General features: G+C 61.1%; 11 protein-coding genes (1 of these 11 running past the window's edge). 9 read left to right on the top strand and 2 right to left on the bottom strand.

Going from position 1 to position 18,014, the window contains the following annotated elements:
• Positions 1-171 precede the first annotated feature (171 nt).
• Positions 172-5,175, top strand: a complete 5,004-nt coding sequence (locus GbCGDNIH6_RS11750) for an alpha-2-macroglobulin family protein (RefSeq protein WP_072564119.1) — start codon at positions 172-174, stop codon at positions 5,173-5,175.
• 3 nt (positions 5,176-5,178) lie between these two features.
• The gene (gene pbpC / locus GbCGDNIH6_RS11745; protein ID WP_072564118.1) at positions 5,179-7,236 is read left to right on the top strand and encodes a penicillin-binding protein 1C; all 2,058 of its coding nucleotides are present in this window, start codon (positions 5,179-5,181) and stop codon (positions 7,234-7,236) included.
• A gap of 65 nt (positions 7,237-7,301) precedes the next feature.
• Here the strand turns inward: pbpC and GbCGDNIH6_RS11740 are convergent, their stop codons facing one another.
• Positions 7,302-7,532, bottom strand: a complete 231-nt coding sequence (locus GbCGDNIH6_RS11740; RefSeq protein ID WP_157692432.1) for a hypothetical protein — start codon at positions 7,530-7,532, stop codon at positions 7,302-7,304.
• 73 nt (positions 7,533-7,605) lie between these two features.
• The gene (gene gmd, locus GbCGDNIH6_RS11735) at positions 7,606-8,589 is read right to left on the bottom strand and encodes a GDP-mannose 4,6-dehydratase (RefSeq protein ID WP_072564116.1); all 984 of its coding nucleotides are present in this window, start codon (positions 8,587-8,589) and stop codon (positions 7,606-7,608) included.
• Positions 8,590-8,809: 220 nt separating this feature from the next.
• Here gmd and truB point away from each other — a divergent pair, with 220 nt between their 5' ends.
• From truB to GbCGDNIH6_RS11700, 7 genes are all read left to right on the top strand, one after another.
• Positions 8,810-9,733, top strand: a complete 924-nt coding sequence (gene truB / locus GbCGDNIH6_RS11730) for a tRNA pseudouridine(55) synthase TruB (RefSeq protein WP_072564115.1) — start codon at positions 8,810-8,812, stop codon at positions 9,731-9,733.
• Positions 9,734-9,768: 35 nt separating this feature from the next.
• Positions 9,769-10,038: a 30S ribosomal protein S15 gene (gene rpsO, locus GbCGDNIH6_RS11725; RefSeq protein ID WP_011633052.1), complete on the top strand. Its 270-nt coding sequence runs from the start codon at positions 9,769-9,771 to the stop codon at positions 10,036-10,038.
• 359 nt (positions 10,039-10,397) lie between these two features.
• Positions 10,398-12,560, top strand: coding sequence for a polyribonucleotide nucleotidyltransferase (pnp, locus tag GbCGDNIH6_RS11720; RefSeq protein ID WP_072564114.1), 2,163 nt, complete (start codon positions 10,398-10,400; stop codon positions 12,558-12,560).
• A gap of 124 nt (positions 12,561-12,684) precedes the next feature.
• Positions 12,685-14,097 carry an NAD(P)H-dependent flavin oxidoreductase gene (locus GbCGDNIH6_RS11715; RefSeq protein WP_072564113.1) on the top strand — a complete coding sequence of 471 codons (1,413 nt, stop codon included), beginning with the start codon at positions 12,685-12,687 and terminating at the stop codon, positions 14,095-14,097.
• 128 nt (positions 14,098-14,225) lie between these two features.
• Positions 14,226-15,959 (top strand): ubiquinone-dependent pyruvate dehydrogenase, encoded by a 1,734-nt coding sequence (poxB, locus tag GbCGDNIH6_RS11710; RefSeq protein WP_072564589.1) that lies wholly within the window; start codon positions 14,226-14,228, stop codon positions 15,957-15,959.
• A gap of 167 nt (positions 15,960-16,126) precedes the next feature.
• Entirely contained in the window at positions 16,127-17,569 is a 1,443-nt protein-coding gene (locus tag GbCGDNIH6_RS11705; protein ID WP_072564112.1) for a carbohydrate porin, read from the top strand.
• A 54-nt stretch (positions 17,570-17,623) separates the two neighbouring features.
• On the top strand, positions 17,624-18,014 hold the beginning of the coding sequence (locus GbCGDNIH6_RS11700; RefSeq protein ID WP_332455399.1) for an NAD(P)-dependent oxidoreductase. The gene runs 542 nt beyond the window's last position; 391 of the gene's 933 nt are visible here — the first part of the coding sequence; the start codon lies at positions 17,624-17,626; its stop codon lies off the right edge, out of view.

Genomic DNA, 18,014 nt, shown 5'->3' with positions numbered 1-18,014 from the left:
ATCAGAACCGGCGCCGTGAAAAGGGCGCCGGTTTCAGTATTGGCTTACTGATCCTGCAAGGCAGAATAATGTGCGTTCTGGTTTCAGATCGAAATCACGATGTTGCGTCTTGAATTTTGTAGCATGTTTCTTCTTGCTGCTTCCTGATCGACAGCACGGGAGGATGAAAAAATGTTTGGCAGGGCTGCAACACATTTCTGGACTGCGGCTCTGTTGGCAGGATTGGCCATCTCCCCCGCCTTTGGGCAGGAGACATTGCAGTTTCGGGGTGTGACTCCCGAACAGACAGCCGAAAGCTCCGGTCTGTGTCTGAGATTCGATGACAAGCTTTCGACCGAGGCCGGCACCAATGAAGCCGGCTTTTTGAAAGTGTCTCCGGCCGCCCGCATCGTCACCCGCGTGACCGCAAACCGCCTTTGTGTGGATGGCCTGTCGCCGGGGCGCGATTATACCATCACCGTTCTGCCCGGTCTGACGGGCAGCAAAGGGCAGAAGACCAGCCGTGCATTTACCGTCAAGGCGACAATGCCCGATCGCGATCCGATGATCGCGGTGGGTGGCAAAGGCTGGATCCTGTCGCGCGCGACTGCCTCCGGTCTGACGATCCAGACGGTCAATACGCGCCGGGTGCGGGTGCGGGTGTTCCGCATGGGCGAACATCTGCTGTCCTCCAAACTGACGAATACGGCGCAGTACGGACGCGATATCGATCTCGGCAAACAGAATTTCTCGGTCTGGGAACTCCGCCGTCTGTTGCAGAGCGATGTGACACAGATCTGGTCCGGCACGATGGATACCGGAACCGGTGCTGCGTCGGAGAAGAATGCGACCGTTGAAACGGCATTCCCGATTCCCTCCATCATCAAGCCGGAAGAGGCTGGTGCGTATCTGGTCATCGCGGAAAATGCGGATCGGCCAGTGGCTTCTTTGCTGCCGGGAACGGAGGATGGGGCCAGCGACAATGGCGATGTGTATGAAAGCAGCATTGCGGGACACTGGCTGATTGCCACCCGTACCGGCCTGTCCACATGGCAGGGTGAGGATGGGCTGACCGTGGTGGCGCGCGCGCTGTCTGATGCGATGCCGCAGGCGGGGCTGAGCCTGCATCTGCTCTCACGCGGGCAGGATGTGCTGGCCACTGCGAAAACCGACTCCTCCGGCAAAGCCCATTTCGCCGCGCCATTGCTGGCAGGCACCGGGGCGGCTGCGCCGGCACTGCTGATTGCACAGGGCGGGAATGGGGATATCGCGGTTCAGAGTCTGGAGGGTCAGCCTTTCGATTTATCTGATCGCGGTGTTTCCGGGCGGCAGCCGCCTGGCCCTATCGAAGCCTATCTTTATGCGGATCGCGGCATTTACCGCCCCGGCGAGACGATCCATGTCATGGCGCTGTTGCGTCAACGTTCGCTGGATGCGGCTGCTTCCATGCCGTTGAGTCTGGTGTTGCGCCGCCCGAACGGGATGGAGGCGAAGCGCATTATGCTGGATGCGAAATCCAGCCCGTCTGGCAGCCCGTCTGGCAGCCCGTCTGGCGGATTCCAGCATGATTTCACGCTCCCTGACCCATCCTCTCACGGCAACTGGACGATCGAGGCGCTGACCGATCCCTCCAGACCGCCGGTCGGCACGCTTCAGGTGCAGGTGAGGGATTTCGTGCCGCAGACGCTTGCGGTGACGCTGGATGGAATGCCGAAGGCAGTCGGCCCGGCCCAGCCTATCACCGGCACGCTGACGGGCCGGTTCCTGTATGGTGCTCCGGCGGCCGGGCTGCATGCGGAAGCACGGCTGGAATTTGCCCCCGACGCCGAACCGGTGCCTGGTCTGAAAGGCTGGCATTTCGGCGTGGTGGATGAGACGGTGGCGCAGAATGCCATGCCGCTCGAACTGCCTGATGCCGATGCGGCGGGGAAGGTGGCAATCGACGTGACCCCCAAGCTGCCTGATTCTGTTGCCTCCCCCCTGATCGCGACATTGGTGGCTGGTCTGGCGGAGCCGAGCGGGCGGGTGGTAGAGGCCAGTCAGCAGATCAAGCTGCGGACAAAACCTCTTCTGATCGGCTTGCTGCCGGAATTTTCCGGCGATCAGGTAAAGGAGGATACGCCCGCCCGTTTCCGGCTTGCTACGTTCTCCACCGATGGCAAGCCCGTGGCCCGTCCCGGCCTGCACTGGGCGCTGGTGCAGGAGGAGCGGCACTGGGACTGGCTGCGTGAAAACGGCAGCCACTGGACGTATCATTATCATGTCGTGGATCGGACGGTGGCGTCCGGCACAGTGGACAGCACCGCGGACGGGAAGACCGGAATCGAGCGTTCTCTGCCATGGGGCACCTATCGGCTGATCGTCTCGGATGAGGCCAGCGGGGCTGTCACCAGCATGAGATTTTCTTCCGGCTGGCAATCCTCCACCGATATGAATGTGGATAGTCCCGACAAGCTGGCTGTCTCCACGGACAAAAACACCCTGAAAACCGGCGAGACCGCCCGGGTGCATATCGACGCACCTTTTGCCGGTCGGGCGGAGATCGTTATCGCCAACAGCCGGGTGCTGGAAACCCGTGATATTGCGGTTCCTGCGGGCGGTCTGACAGTCGATGTGAAGGCTGCAGAGGATTGGGGGGCGGGGGCGTATGTTCTGGCAACGCTGTACAGGCCGCTTAATCAGAAGCGTCGGGCGCATGATCCGGTACGGGCGGTGGGGCTCGCCTGGATCGCTACGGATACTTCCTCCCATCATCTGACCGTTGAGATGAAGGCGCCGCAGCAGACATTGCCACGTCAGCACATATGGGTGCCGGTGCATGTAGTACGGCCTGATGGAGGCACCTTGCAATCCGCCTATGTCACGCTGGCGGCAGTGGATGAGGGCATCCTCCAGATTACGAAATTCCACGCGCCGGACCCGCTGGGTGCGCTGGCGGCAAAACAGCGTCTGGGCGTGTCCATGCGCGATGATTACGGCCGTCTGCTGGATGGCGGTGCCCGTGTCGGCGCGGTGCATGAAGGCGGTGGCGGCGGAGATGACGATCTGGGCGGGGCCGCCCTGCCGGTGCGCAGCAGCCGGACCGTGGCGCTGTTCCACGGACCGGTGGCGCTGGATGCGAAGGGCGATGCCACCATTGAACTGGATGTCCCGGATTTTCAGGGTGAACTACGTCTGATGGCGGTGGCCTATGATCCGCAGGCGCTGGGGCATGCGGATGTGCCGTTGACGGTGCGCGATCCGGTGGTGGTGACTCTGGCGCTGCCACGTTTTCTGGCACCGGGCGATGTCGCGCAGCCGGTGTTGCAACTGCATGATGTTGACGGCGCGGCAGGCCGCTACACCGTGAAGATTACGACTCAGGGGCCCGGCCAGGTCAGTGCACAACATGCGCTGGACTATGATCTGAAGCAGGGGGATCGCGTGGCTGATCCGCTGACCCTGACTGCCAGTGGTGAAGGCATCCTGACCATGGAGACCGAGGTCACGGGCCCGAACGGGTTCCATGTCACCCATCATGACGAGATTGCGGTAAGGGAACCTCATTTTCCCTTCAGCATCGCACAGACCGCCCTTCAGACGCCGGGAGAGCTATGGAGCTATGACCCGGTTGCGCAGAAAAGCTTCGCCCCTGGCAGTGTGTCGGTTTCCATCGGCTATAACCGTTTCGGCGGTATCGATGTTGCCGGTCTGCTGCGGTCGCTGTACCAGTATCCGTATGGTTGCACGGAACAGTTAGCCTCTGCGGCGCTGCCCCTGCTCTATTTCAATGATCCGACCCTGATCGGCAGGGACGGGAAGGAAAACCGGGTCGTCATTCAGCGTGTGCAGGGAGCGATCGACACGATTCTCGATCGTCAGGACGCAACCGGCCGGTTCGGTTTATGGCATCTGGGCGATAACGGGGCTTCGGATTGGCTGAACATCTATACCGTTGATTTTCTGGCGCATGCGCGGCAGGCCGGTTTCGATATTCCCGATGCGGCGCTCCGTCGCGGGCTGGCCAATGTTCAGGCCATCGTATCCGGTTCCGGCAACGAGGAAAGCGGTTATTATCGCGCCAGCCGGGATGTGACGGTCGTGTATGGTCTTTATCTGTTGGCCCGTTCGGGTGGCCAGGTGGATGCGGCCCTGCTGCACCGTATCAGTGACAGTCTCGGCTGGATGGGTGGTGACAAGCCGGAGCCGGGCAGTGTGACGTTCGAGAACGGCAAACCGGCCCCGGCGATTGCGCTCGCCCAGCTGGCGGGGGCCGCTTCCTTCACCGGCGATACGGAGCGGGCGAAAAAACTGTTCCGGCTGGCGTCCGCCAATCTCAAACTTTCCTCTGTGCCCGGTGAGTGGATGGGCGGCTTTTACTACACGCCGTTGCGTGATCTGGCGGCGCTGATCGCGATTGCGGCGGAAACGCGCAATGACGATCTTGCGACCTCTCTGCTGGCGAGCGTGCAGAATCAGAACCTTCAGCCGGGGAGCCTGAATACGCAGGAAAAGGCATGGCTGCTGATGGCGGCGCATGAATTACAGAACGGAGCGCCGCTCAAGGGCGGGTCGTTGCTGACGGTGAACGGTATATCCCGACCGGGGGTGTTGCCGATAGCGCTGTCACCCTCGCCGGAGCAACTGGCCAGCGGATATGCAGTCCGCAATGACACGCAGGCGCGACTTTTCCGCACGGTGACCGTGACGGGAACGCCGAAAGCGTCCCCGAAGCCGATCGAGGCTGGCTACACCCTGACCCGCACCTTGCTGAACATGGATGGCTCGCCGGTTGATCCGCAGCGTCTGCGGCAGAACGACCGGCTGATCGTCGCGTTGTCCGGTCAGGTCAGGGATGATGGCAATCATCAGACGGTGCTGGTGGATATGCTACCGGCGGGCTGGGAAATCGAGGCGCCGATGAGTAGCGTGAAAGGGTATGAATTCCTTCAGGATCTGTCTCCGTTGCAAAACTGGCAGGCCCGCGATGACCGTTTTGTGGCTGCTTTCGTGCTGGGGCAAGAGGGGAGTCGTCGCTACGAGGATCACGATGAAGAACATCCCGTCCTGTCATCCCGGGAATTCCGGGTGGCCTATATCGTGCGCCTGGTAACCCCCGGACAATTCACCCGCCCCGAAGCGATTGTCGAGGATATGTATCGCCCGTCCGTCATGGCCCGCACGGAAGCCGGCGTCACGCGGGTTGGTGCGCGTTGATCCATGCGGGGTAAATGGCGGCTGGTTGCGTTGGCGGTCGTGCTGGTGCCGTCCAGCCTGCTGGTGCTTGACGCGGCTTGTCCGCCCGATCTGTCCCGTGCGGGGCGGCTTTCGACGGAGCTGCGGGACTCCTCGGGCGGGATTCTGAACGTTGCCGTGACGTCCGACGGGTTCTGGCGGCTGCGTCCTCGGATGGAGGGGGTGGCGCCGCTCTACCGTTCCCTGCTGCTGGCGCGTGAGGACCGGTGGTTTGCATGGCATCCGGGGGTGAACCCTCTTTCCCTATTGCGGGCGAGCTGGCAGGTGCTGCGGCATGGCAGGGTGGTGTCGGGCGGCTCGACCATTGCCATGCAGACCGTGCGTCTGCTGCATCCGGAGTATCAGCATGCCCGCAACTGGCGGGGCATTCCCGCCAAGCTGCTGGAAATGGCGCGGGCGGTGCAGTTGCAGGCGCATCTCGGGCGGGAGGGGGTGCTGGCCCTGTATGAAACGCTGGTTCCCATGGGGGGCAATGTCGAAGGGGTGCGCAGTGCATCCCTGATCTGGTTCGGCCATGAACCGGACCGCCTGAGCAGGGAGGAAGCTTCCCTGCTGGTCGCTATTCCGCAAAGTCCGACCAGCCGCCGCCCGGATCGGCATCAGGAGGCCGCCCGTCGCGGCGCCGCCCATGTTTTGGCCATCGCGGAGCATGGAAAACCGGATGGTTCTGCTGCCATCTGGCCCGATATGCGCTGGCACAGGTTTCCAGCCTTTGCGCAGCACCTCACCGCTCGCTTTGGGCGCGATGCCGGGCCGGTGGAGACGATGCTGGATCGACATATCCAGTCCGGCACGGAACAGGTCATCACCAGCCAGCTGGAGCAATGGAGCGGCTCCGGTGCTGATATGGCGGCTCTGGTCATCCGCAACAGGGATCGCGCCGTGTTGGCCTATGTCGGAGGTGGCCATTATTTCGGCCCAACCGGGATGGTGGATGCCGGGATGGTAGATATGGTGCGGGCGATCCGCTCACCGGGCTCCACGCTGAAGCCGTTTCTGTATGCCATGGCGTTCGATCATGCGCTGGCGGCTCCTGATACGCTGATTGCCGATATGCCTTTGCAGGTCAGCACCTATGCCCCGCATAATTTCGATCATCGCTGGCATGGCGATGTCACGGCCCGTCGTGCCTTGCAAGGATCGCTCAATATTCCGGCGGTGGCCTTGCTGGCGCGGCTCGGCCCGGATCGTTTTCTGGCGGCTCTGCGGGCTGCGGGCATGACGGTTCGGCTTCCGAGAGGGGCTTCCTCTGCCGGTCTGTCGCTGGCATTGGGCGGGGCGGGGGTGCGGATGGAGGATCTGGCCGCGCTCTATGCCGGGCTTGCTTCTGGTGGGATCATGTCTCCCCTCACACTGCGTCGGCACGGTCAGACGGTGGAGAATGGACGGCTGTGCTCTGCGTCTTCTGCTGCGGCGGTGCTGGATAGTCTGCGTGATACCTCCTTGCCCGATGGCGTGGCGAAGCCCGAGCGCCCCATCGCCTATAAAACCGGTACATCCTATGGATTCCGGGATGCATGGTCGGTTGGCGTCTCCCCCCTCTACACGATTGTGGTCTGGAGCGGGCGGAAAGACGGTGCCCCTCGACCCGGTGCATATGGTCTGACAGCTTCCGGCCCAGTGCTGTTCCGGCTGTTCGACCTTCTGCCGCCGGAGGCACCTCTGACGGTGGCTGCCCCGGAACGAAGGGGAAGACTGGGGGCAGGACTGGCGCGTCTGGGGCAGTCGATGATGGCGCAGGGGCCGCGCATCCTGTTTCCTCCCAAGGGAGCAGTGATCGACAGCAGCGGCGGGCAGCCGGTCGATCTGCGGGCTGCGGAGGGCAAGCCTCCCTACCGGTGGATGGTGGATGGCCGGACTCTGCCGCCGCTTTCATTTCCCGGGCAGAGTCCGGTCTGGACGCCATCAAAGGGACAGGATGGGCCGGGCTTTCATCACCTGACTGTGCAGGACAGCGCAGGACGATCGGATTCGATAGACGTCAGGTTGATGGTAGAGGCACAGGACGTGACGGCCCAGTAGAGGCTGATACGAAAAACCCCCGCCTCTGAAAGCGGGGGCTTTGCATATAGCCGGTACCGACGGGACTATTTGTTGTCGTTCACTTTCTGATCAACCCACTGGCCGGCATTGTTCATGGCCTTGCCGGTTTTGTCGGCGGCGGTGCCGACGGCCTCCCCGGTTTTGGTTCCGGCCCGATCCAGCGCGGCCCCTGCACGTTGCATGGGGGCTTCGCGTTCACAGCCGGTCAGGCCGAGCAGGCCAGATGTCGCAATCAGGGCGGGAATGGTCAGAAAAATCGCGCGGGAAAAGCGCATCGAATAATCTCCTTCAATGAAATCCGTCAGGTCCGGATGGCCGTAAAGCCGGGTCTGACGGGATGTATGCAGGTCAGCGGGCCAGCCTGGCACGATGCCGGGCCAGATCTGCCTCCACCATCTCACTAGCCATATCTTCCAGAGAGGTCTCGGGTTCCCAACCAAGTTGGGTTCGTGCCTTGGTGCTGTCTCCAAGCAACACATCGACCTCGGCCGGGCGCATGAAGGCGGCGCTCGTTACCACATGTTCTTCCCAATCCAATCCTGCATAGCCGAAGGCGATTTTGCAGAAGTCACGGATTGAGGTCGTGCGCCCGGTGGCGACGACATAATCGTCCGGCCTGTCCTGTTGCAGCATCAGATACATGGCGCGAACGTAATCGCGGGCATGGCCCCAGTCGCGGGTCGCATCCAGATTGCCCAGTTCAAGCGTTTTCGCCAGGCCAAGCTTGATGCGGGCCACGCCATCGGTGATCTTGCGCGTGACGAATTCGATGCCGCGCAGCGGGCTTTCATGGTTGAACAGGATGCCGGATGAGGCATGCAGCCCGAAGCTCTCGCGGTAATTCACCGTCATCCAGTGCGCATACAGCTTGGCCACCGCATAGGGTGAGCGCGGATAGAACGGGGTTTTCTCGCTCTGTTTCGGTTCCTGGATCAGACCGTACATCTCGGAGGAGGAGGCCTGATAGAACCGTGCTTTCGGCGCGGCGATTCGCACGGCTTCCAGTACGTTACCGGCGCCCAGCGCTGTGACATTGCCGGTCAGCAAAGGCTGCTGCCAGCTTGCTGCGACGAAGCTCTGGGCGGCGAGGTTGTAGACCTCGTCCGGGGCGTGATCGCTCATAATGCGGATCAGGCTGGACAGATCGGTCAGGTTGCCGTCAATCAGCTCCACGCGGTCCAGCACGCCGAGCCAGCGCAGGCGCTCACCGATCACGTCGGAGGAGGCCGAGCGGCGCATCATCCCCAGAACGCGGTAGCCCTTGCTGAGCAGAAGCTGCGCCAGATAGGCGCCATCCTGGCCGGTAATGCCGGTAATCAGAGCGGTGGGCATATGCGATAGTGATCCCGAGCAATGGTGTTACTCTTTTGAGCCATAGTATGGAGCAACTGGCAAGTCTGCCTGCTATGGCCATCTGTGGTGCTCTGATCCGTGTCTGCACATGCCGGATATGGGAAAGCGGGGCATATCCGAACCCGTCATCCCATGTTACAGGCCCGCGGCCGGGCTGCCGGGAGGTGGCCCTTTGGGTGGGCCGGGATAGTTTTTGAGCATGAACAGACGCAGAAAAGGTCGGCCTCTGGATGGCTGGCTGATCATTGACAAGCCGCAGGGTATGACCAGCACCGATGTGGTGAACAGGGTCAAGCGCGGCTTCGATGCCCAGAAAGCGGGGCATGGCGGCACGCTGGACCCTCTGGCGACCGGCCTGCTGCCGATTGCGTTCGGGGCGGCGACCAAGACCGTGCCTTATGTGATGGACGGCACGAAGCTGTATCATTTCACGTTGAAAATGGGCGAGTCGCGCGATACGGACGACGCCGAGGGCGCAGTAACCGCCACCAGCACGGTGCGCCCCACCGATGATGTGCTGCGGGCGGCGCTGGAGGGTTTTCGCGGTACGATCATGCAGATTCCCCCCGCCTATTCGGCTATCAAGGTGGCGGGAGAGCGCGCTTATGATATGGCGCGGGATGGGCGTCCGCCCGATCTGCCGCCCCGCCCCGCTCGGGTGGACCGGTTCGAACTGATCGAGCGTCTGGATGATGATCTGGCGGTGTTCGAGGTCCAGTCCGGCAAGGGCGTCTATATGCGCAGCCTCGCCCGCGATATTGCCCGCGCCTGCGGAACGGTGGGCCATATCGTTGCCCTGCGTCGGCTGCGGGTCGGCCCCTTTACGGAGGCGACGGCTATTTCGCTGGACAAGGCGCTTGCTTCCGGCGATACCCCCCATGCTTCCCCGGACCTTTTGCTTCCGGTCGCGACCGCGCTGGCCGACATCCCGGCGCTGGCCCTGACCGAGCAGGAGGCCACCGGCCTTTCCCATGGGCAGGCCCTCAGCCTGATCCCGTTGATGGGCCGCATTCCAGACCGGATCGATCCCGATGGTGGATTGGTTCGCGCCATGGCGGGGAGCCGCGTCGTTGGTCTGTGCCGCTTGCAGGATGGTCTGCTGCGGCCTGAGCGCATGATGTGACACATCCACTGTAACCCTGACTCATGGAGTGACCGATGTCGATTACCGCAGAGCGCCGTACCGCGCTGATCAGCGAATATGCCCGCGCCGCCAACGATACCGGCAGCCCGGAAGTCCAGATTGCCCTGCTCTCCGAGCGTATCGCCAACCTGACCGAACATCTGAAGACCCACGCGAAGGACTTCCATTCCCGTCGTGGCCTGCTGATGCTGGTTGGCCAGCGTCGTGGCCTGCTGGACTATCTGAAGCGTAAGGAAGTTGCCCGTTATGACGCGCTGATCAAGCGTCTGGGCCTGCGCCGCTAATTTTGGCGTTTCCAACCGGCATAAAGGGGGTCAGCCCAGGCTGGCCTCCGCCGGACTTCTCCATTCCTGATTCGCCGGCAGGGCCGGATGCCAAAAGGGATGGAGCAGGGGAGAAATATTCTTTTCTCCCCCCACGCACTCTGGATCCCTCACCCTGGACAGGGTTGGACGATTAGGATTTGGGCTATCGCGCCTGTTCCTGTAAGAGAGTGACCGAACCGCGCCGGGTGGCGGAATTTGATCGGCGTCTCCGGCTACACGGCAAGCGGCTGCATCCATGCAGGCCGCGATCCCTGTAGCCCGAGCCGCCGGACTCCGCCTCGCAGCGCACTCAAAACACCGCAAGAGACGGAGACTGCATGTTCAATTATTTCCGCAAGGAACTCGATCTGGGTGGACGCACGCTGGTACTGGAAACGGGCAAGATCGCCCGCCAGGCCGACGGTGCCGTTCTGGCCCGGCTGGGTGACACCATCGTTCTATGTACGGCGGTAGGTGCGAAATCCGCCAAGGCCGGTCAGGATTTTTTCCCGCTGACCGTCAACTATCAGGAAAAAGCCTTCGCCGCGGGCAAGATCCCCGGTGGCTTCTTCAAGCGTGAGGGCCGTCCCAGCGAGCATGAGACCCTTGTCTCCCGCCTGATCGACCGTCCGATCCGCCCGCTCTTCCCGGAAGGGTTCTATAACGAGGTTCAAGTCATCGCCACCGTGCTGTCGCACGATATGGAGAACGATCCGGATATTGTCGCCCTGATCGGTTGCTCCGCGGCGCTGACCTTGTCCGGCATTCCGTTCTTCGGCCCGGTCGCGGCGTCTCGCGTCGGTCTGGTGAATGGCGCATTCGTGCTGAACCCTACCCTTGAGCAGCGCGCCGAAAGCAAGCTGGATCTGGTGGTCGCCGGCACCGCGGAAGGCGTGCTGATGGTCGAGAGCGAGGCTGAAGAGCTGAGCGAAGACCAGATGCTGGCCGCCGTTGAATTCGGCCATAAGGGCTTCCAGCCGGTGATCGACGCGATCATCGCTCTGGCCGAACACGCTGCCCGCGATCCCTGGACGCTGCCCGAGCAGAATCCGGAGCATGTCGCGCTGAAGCAGCGCCTGAACGAGGCTGGCCGTACCCTGCTGGGCAATGCCTATCAGGAAAAGGTGAAGCAGCTTCGCCAGGAGAAGATTTCCGCCGCCAAGAAGCAGATTATCGAAACGCTGGGGATCGGTGGTACACCGGAAGAATCCATCGCCAAGTCGATGCTGAAGGATCTGGAAGCAGATATCGTCCGGAATGCGATCCTCGATACCGGTATCCGCATCGATGGCCGTGACACCCGCACTGTGCGCCCGATCATCGGCGAGGTCGGTATTCTGCCGCGCGCCCATGGCTCCGCGCTGTTCACCCGTGGTGAAACGCAGGCGCTCTGCGTGGCCACGCTGGGCACCGGGCAGGATGAGCAGGTGGTGGACGCCCTGACCGGCGAATATCGTAGTCATTTCATGCTGCACTACAACTTCCCTCCCTACTCCGTGGGTGAGGCCGGTCGTATGGGCAGCCCGGGCCGTCGTGAAATCGGCCATGGCAAGCTGGCCTGGCGCGCCGTTCATCCGGTGCTGCCGGCCAAGGACGCCTTCCCCTATACCCTGCGCGTGGTCAGCGAGATCACGGAGAGCAATGGCTCGTCCTCCATGGCCACCGTATGCGGCTCTTCTCTGGCGCTGATGGATGCGGGCGTGCCGCTGAAGCGTCCGGTAGCGGGTATCGCTATGGGCCTGATCAAGGAAGATCGCGCCTTTGCCGTGCTGTCCGACATTCTCGGCGATGAAGATCATCTTGGTGATATGGATTTCAAGGTGGCCGGAACCGAGCAGGGCGTGACTTCCCTGCAGATGGACATCAAAATCACCTCCATCACCACCGAGATCATGCGCATCGCCCTGCAGCAGGCCCGTGACGGCCGTATGCACATTCTGGGCGAGATGGCAAAGGCGATCACCGGTGCCCGTGGCTCCGTCGCCGCGACTGCACCACGCATCACCGTTATCAACGTGCCGAAGGAAAAGATCCGCGAAGTCATCGGCACCGGTGGCAAGGTGATCCGCGAGATCGTTGAATTTTCCGGTGCGAAGATCGATATCGAGGATGATGGAACCATCAAGATTGCCTCGACCAGCGAGGAAAGCACCCAGAAGGCGATTGATCGCATTCAGGGCATCGTGGCAGAGCCGGAAGTGGGCAAGATCTATAATGGCAAAGTGGTGAAAACCGCTGATTTTGGTGCCTTCGTCAATTTCCTCGGTTCCCGCGACGGGCTGGTGCATATCAGCGAGCTTCAGCAGGGCCGGGTCAACAAGACCTCCGACGTCATCAATGTCGGTGATGCGGTGAAGGTGAAGGTTCTCGGCTTCGATGATCGCGGCAAGGTGAAACTGTCCATGCGGCTGGTTGATCAGGCCACGGGCGAGGACATCTCTGACAAGGTCGGCCCCAAAGGTGGCAGAGCCGGTCGCGGTGAGGGCGATCTGGCCGAGTAAGACGTGATTCGGCAAGCTGTCCCGATCAGGGGCAGCCTGCCGGAGACGCTGATGAAGACCGGAAACGGTCAGGATCGGTCAGACCTCCTCCCGGGTTCTGGCAGATTGCGGAAGAGAGTGAGTGATGAAGGCCATTAACGCGATCCGTATGGGCGGTGTTGACGTTCTGCCGCTGGTGGAAGGTGGCAAGGGCATTGCTGTTTCCAACGGACGTTCCTCCGGCTGCTGGGCATCTGCCGGTGGGGTGGGAACCTTCAGCGCGGTGAACGCGGACAGCCATGATTCCAGTGGCCGGCTGATTGAACAGATCTACCGGGGCCGTACCCGCCGGGAACGGCATGACGAACTGGTTGATTACGCCATTCGTGGCGGGATCGAGCAGGCCCGTCAGGCGCATGAGGAATCCAACGGCCGGGGCCGCATCCACGCCAATATCCTGTGGGAGATGGGTGGGGCGGAGCGGGTGATCACCGGCATTCTGGAAGGCGCGAAGGGGTTGGTGCATGGCCTGACCTGCGGTGCCGGCATGCCGTATCGACTGTCCGAGATCGCCACCCATTTCGGCATTCATTATTATCCGATTGTTTCCTCCGCGCGCGCCTTCAATGCGCTGTGGAAGCGCGCCTACCACAAGGCGGCCAGCCTGCTGGGGGGCGTGGTGTATGAAGATCCCTGGCTTGCGGGCGGCCATAACGGGCTTTCCAACACGGAAGATCCGAACCGGCCGGAAGATCCCTATCCCCGCGTGCTGGCGCTTCGTAACCAGATGCGTCAGTTCGGCCTTGGCGAGACCCCTATCATTATGGCGGGTGGCGTCTGGTGGCTGGAGGAATGGGAAGACTGGATCGATAATCCCGAACTCGGCCCTGTCGCCTTCCAGTTTGGCACCCGTCCTCTGCTCACACGCGAAAGCCCTGTATCCGAGCAGTGGAAGGCCAAGCTGCTGGCCCTGAAGCCGGGGGATGTGTTTCTGAATCCGTTCAGCCCGACCGGATTTTATTCTTCAGCCGTGAACAACCGTTTTATGCAGGAACTCCGCGCCCGCAGCGACCGTCAGGTTGCCTACACGGGTGAGGTGGTCGGCGAGCATACGGCGGTATACGGAGTAGGGCCGCGCAAGCGTTCTGTCTATCTGACCCCGGCCGATCTGCGTCGGGTACAGGAATGGGAACAGGCCGGATTTATCGAGGCTTTGCGCACACCCGATTCCACGCTGATTTTCGTCACCCCCGATCAGGCTGCCACAATCCAGGCCGATCAGGTGGCGTGCATGGGGTGCCTGACGGAATGCCGTTTCTCCAATTGGAGCCAGCGTTCCGAGAACCATACCAATGGCCGCAAGGCCGATCCGCGCAGCTTCTGCATTCAGAAAACGTTGCAGACGATCGGACATCACAAGAACGACCCGGACGTGATCGAGGACAATCTGATGTTCAGTGGTCACAATGCCTACCGGTTCGGCACTGACCCGTTCTATGCGAACGGCTTCATCCCCACCGTCAAACAGCTTGTTGACCGGATCATGACCGGTCGCTGAGCCGGATGCCGTTGATCATCCCTTGCTTCGGCGAGGGATTTTTTTTTGCGCCCAATGAATTTGGAGGGCGCATACAGCGGTGGTTTCGTGCATGCTCGATTTCCTCAATCGAAGGAACAGAGGTTTTCATGGCCGAGCCCACAGTCGCGGAAATACTGGCTGAAACACTGCATGTCATCGGCGTCCGTCGCGTCTATGGCGTGGTGGGCGACAGCCTGAACGCCATTACGGAGGCATTGCGACGGCGTCCGGACATGGACTGGATCCATGTGCGCCACGAAGAATCAGCGGCCTTTGCAGCAGGTGCAGACTCTCAATTGACTGGCCAGATCGCCGTTTGCGCCGGTTCCTGTGGGCCGGGCAACCTGCATCTGATCAATGGTTTGTATGATGCGCAGCGTTCCCGCACTCCGATGCTGGCGATTGCCGCCCATATTCCGACGGCGGAAATCGGCTCGAACTACTTTCAGGAGACCAGACCGGAAGCGCTGTTCCGGGAATGCAGTGTCTATTGCGAGACGGTCTCCGACCCCGACCAGATGCCCCGTACCTTGAACACCGCGATTCGTGCCGCCATCGGCCATCAGGGCGTTGCGGTGGTGGTGATCCCCGGTGACGTTGCGATGAAGACGGTTCCATCGCCCGTCGTCTCGACGAAAACGGCGCTCTGTCCGGAGCCGCCGGTGACGTCTCCCTCTGAAGAATCGCTGAATGCCCTGACAGCGCTGCTGGAGGCGGCGGGTAAGGTCACACTGATGTGTGGACGCGGCTGTCGCGGTGCGCATGATGAGGTGGTGGCGCTCGCGGAGCATTTAAAAGCCCCTATCGTCCATGCGCTTGGGGGCAAGGAATGGATCGAATACGACAATCCCTATGATGTCGGCATGACGGGGCTGATCGGATTTTCATCCGGTTACTACGCCATGGAATCATGTGACATGCTGCTGATGCTCGGGACTGATTTTCCCTATCGGCAGTTTTTCCCGGAAGAGGCGAAAATCGCGCAGGTCGATCTGCGTCCGGAAAATCTGGGCCGTCGCACCCGGATTGATCTCGGTGTTGTGGGTGATGTCAGTGCCACGATCAGCGCCCTGTTGCCGCGTCTGAAAGCCAAACAGGATACGGCGCATCTGGACACCTGCCGTCAGCATTACCTGAAGGCCCGCAAGGGGCTGGATGATCTGGCTGATGGAAAGGCGGGCCGTCCCCCGATTCATCCCCAGCACGTGGCCCGGCTGATCAGCGAACATGCCAGTGATGATGCTGTCTTTGCCTGCGATGTCGGCACGCCGACCATCTGGGCGGCGCGGTATCTCAAGATGAATGGCCGCCGCCGTCTGCTCGGCTCTTTCGCTCACGGCTCGATGGCCAATGCGCTGCCGCAGGCGATCGGGGCGCAGGTATCGGCACCGGAACGGCAGGTTGTTTCCATGTCGGGTGATGGTGGTTTCGCCATGTTGATGGGCGATTTCCTGACGCTGGTGCAGCATCGTCTGCCTGTAAAAATCGTGGTGTTCAATAATGGCACGCTCGGCTTTGTCGAAATGGAGATGAAGGCAGCGGGGCTGCTGGAAAGCGGCGTGGCTCTGGATAACCCCGATTTCGCAGCCATGGCCCGTGCCTGTGGTGTGTATGCGCGCAGGGTCGAGGATCCGGGCAAGCTGGATGAGGCCGTGCGGGATGTTCTGAACCATCCCGGGCCGGCTTTGCTGGATGCGGTGGTCAATCGTCAGGAACTGTCCATGCCGCCGAAAGTCAGCGTGGAACAGGTCAAGGGCTTCAGCCTTTACATGCTGCGTGCGGTGATGAGTGGCCGTGGCGATTCCGTGCTGGAGATGGCCCGTACCAACCTGTTCCGTTGATGGAGCACCCTGATACATAAGGGGGATACGTCATATGACGTATCCCCTGCCCCGTCTGATCCACCCATCATAACGACAGAAGAACGAGCGCGCTTTTCAGAACGCATCGCGAAAATCTGATCGGGAAGAAAAGTCAGTCGTCCTGCTTCTTTCGGGAGAGACGAGTGATGGTGATGGGTAGGCAGACAGGGCGGCGGGCCGCTGTGACGGCCATTGTAATGATGAATGCGGTGCTGGCCGGCGGCAGTATTGCCCATGCCCAGACATCAGGAGTCCTACGCAAACCGGATGCACAGGGCAATTTCAATCCCCGCGTGGTGGAAGGGCTGATAAAGCCGAGGCTCACACCGGAGGAGAAAAAAGAGGAAATCCTGGCCCCGTTCTCGCGCAAGCTTCGCGAATCGGGGCTGAAGCTGCACGGGACGTTTCTCGATTTCATGGAAGCCAATCCGAGCGCGGGCACCTATACCGGCAATACTGCGAATTCGGGTTATCTGATTGTCGGGGCCGATGCTGATCTGGAAAAAATTCTCGGGATCAAGGGCGGCACGTTCCATTTCGAGGAAACGATTTTTACCCTGCGTTCCAATGTCCTGATCTCGGGGGAGATCGGCGATAACAGTATCGGTTATCCGCCTCCCTATAATCTTCGTCCTAATCAGTTGTCCCTGCTGACTTATGAACAGCATCTCCTGAATGACAAGCTAGTCATCGAAGCAGGCCGCACGCATCCCAACCGGTATTTCGCGGCTCCGAACTGTCAGGTTATCAACAGCTGTTATCAGGATGTTCTTTATATTAATGCCGGCTATGTTTCTCCGCAGTATTCGATGTGGGGCGGCAGGGTTAGCTACGCCTTCAGCCCAGGCTGGTATGTGGAGGCGGGGTCTTTTGCCACTAATCCGAATGCGAACAGCCGCAGCGGGTGGGATTGGGGTCTGGAAACGCCTCAGGGCGCGTTGACCATGGTTGAAATCGGCCAGAAAACTGATTTCAGTAATTCAGCCTATCCTGGCAGCTATTCATTCACCGCATTTTACAACAATGCAGATCATAATTCCTTCAAAACCGTCTCCGGTCAGCCGAAAGCCTATTTTCCGGGTGATCCGCTCCGCCAGAGCCACGGTACGCAGGGGCTGGTACTGAATACTCAGCAGACGGTGTGGCGTGCGGATGGCGGCAAAGGTAAAACCCTGACCCCGACCGCGCTGGTGCTGTATAGCGGGCTTGGGCTTGGGCTGGATGCAACGGCTCCTATTCAATCAGACCTCTATGTCGGAGCAACCCTGCAGGCACCTTTCCAGAGCCGTCCCAATGATCGTTTCGGCGTCAAGATCAAGTGGGAACGGATGACGGGCGCGCTGGCCAATTATCTGGCGCAGGCCAATGCGGTGGCCGGTGGTACCGGCGGTGACTTCTCCCGCGACAAGGCGATTTTTGAGCTGAACGCGCATATCCAGCTTTACTCCGCCGTCGCGTTCGAGCCGGTGTTCGACTACATCGTCAATCCGAACTCCTACTATACGCCGACCGCTGCGAAGCGGCCTCAGGATGGCGTCTATGTGGGTGGCACGTTCATTCTGCCGTTCGGGGCTATGCTGGGTCTGTAAGAGCCGTCAGATTCCTCGTGGTGTGGAGCAGGCGGTGAAAAGCCGCCTGTTGTCATGGAGAGTATGAAGAACTCTGCGGACCAAGCCCTGACCATGAGGAGACGCGGAATGAAGATCGGATTTCTGGGACTTGGCACAATGGGCAAGCCCATGGCAGCCAATCTGGTGAAGGCCGGCTACCGGGTCAGAGTCTGGAACCGCTCGCCTGACTCGGTCTCAGCGCTGGTGGCCCAAGGCGCTGTGGCCGGGGCGACGCCTCGCGACACCTGCGCGGGTGCAGATGTGGTCATCTCCATGCTGTCGGACGATGCGGCCACCCGTGCTGTCATGATGGATGCCGGCGGGCTGGAGGCGATGAAGCCGGGTGCCATCCATATCAATATGGCTACAATATCAGTGGCCTGTGCTGTCGATCTGGAGCAGTGCCATCGTGAAAAGGGTGTGC

This window comes from Granulibacter bethesdensis (assembly GCF_001889525.1).
In the GTDB taxonomy this organism is placed as follows: domain Bacteria; phylum Pseudomonadota; class Alphaproteobacteria; order Acetobacterales; family Acetobacteraceae; genus Granulibacter; species Granulibacter bethesdensis_C.
Note: the sequence above shows the minus strand (reverse complement) of the source record. Positions and strands in the feature narration are given on the sequence as shown.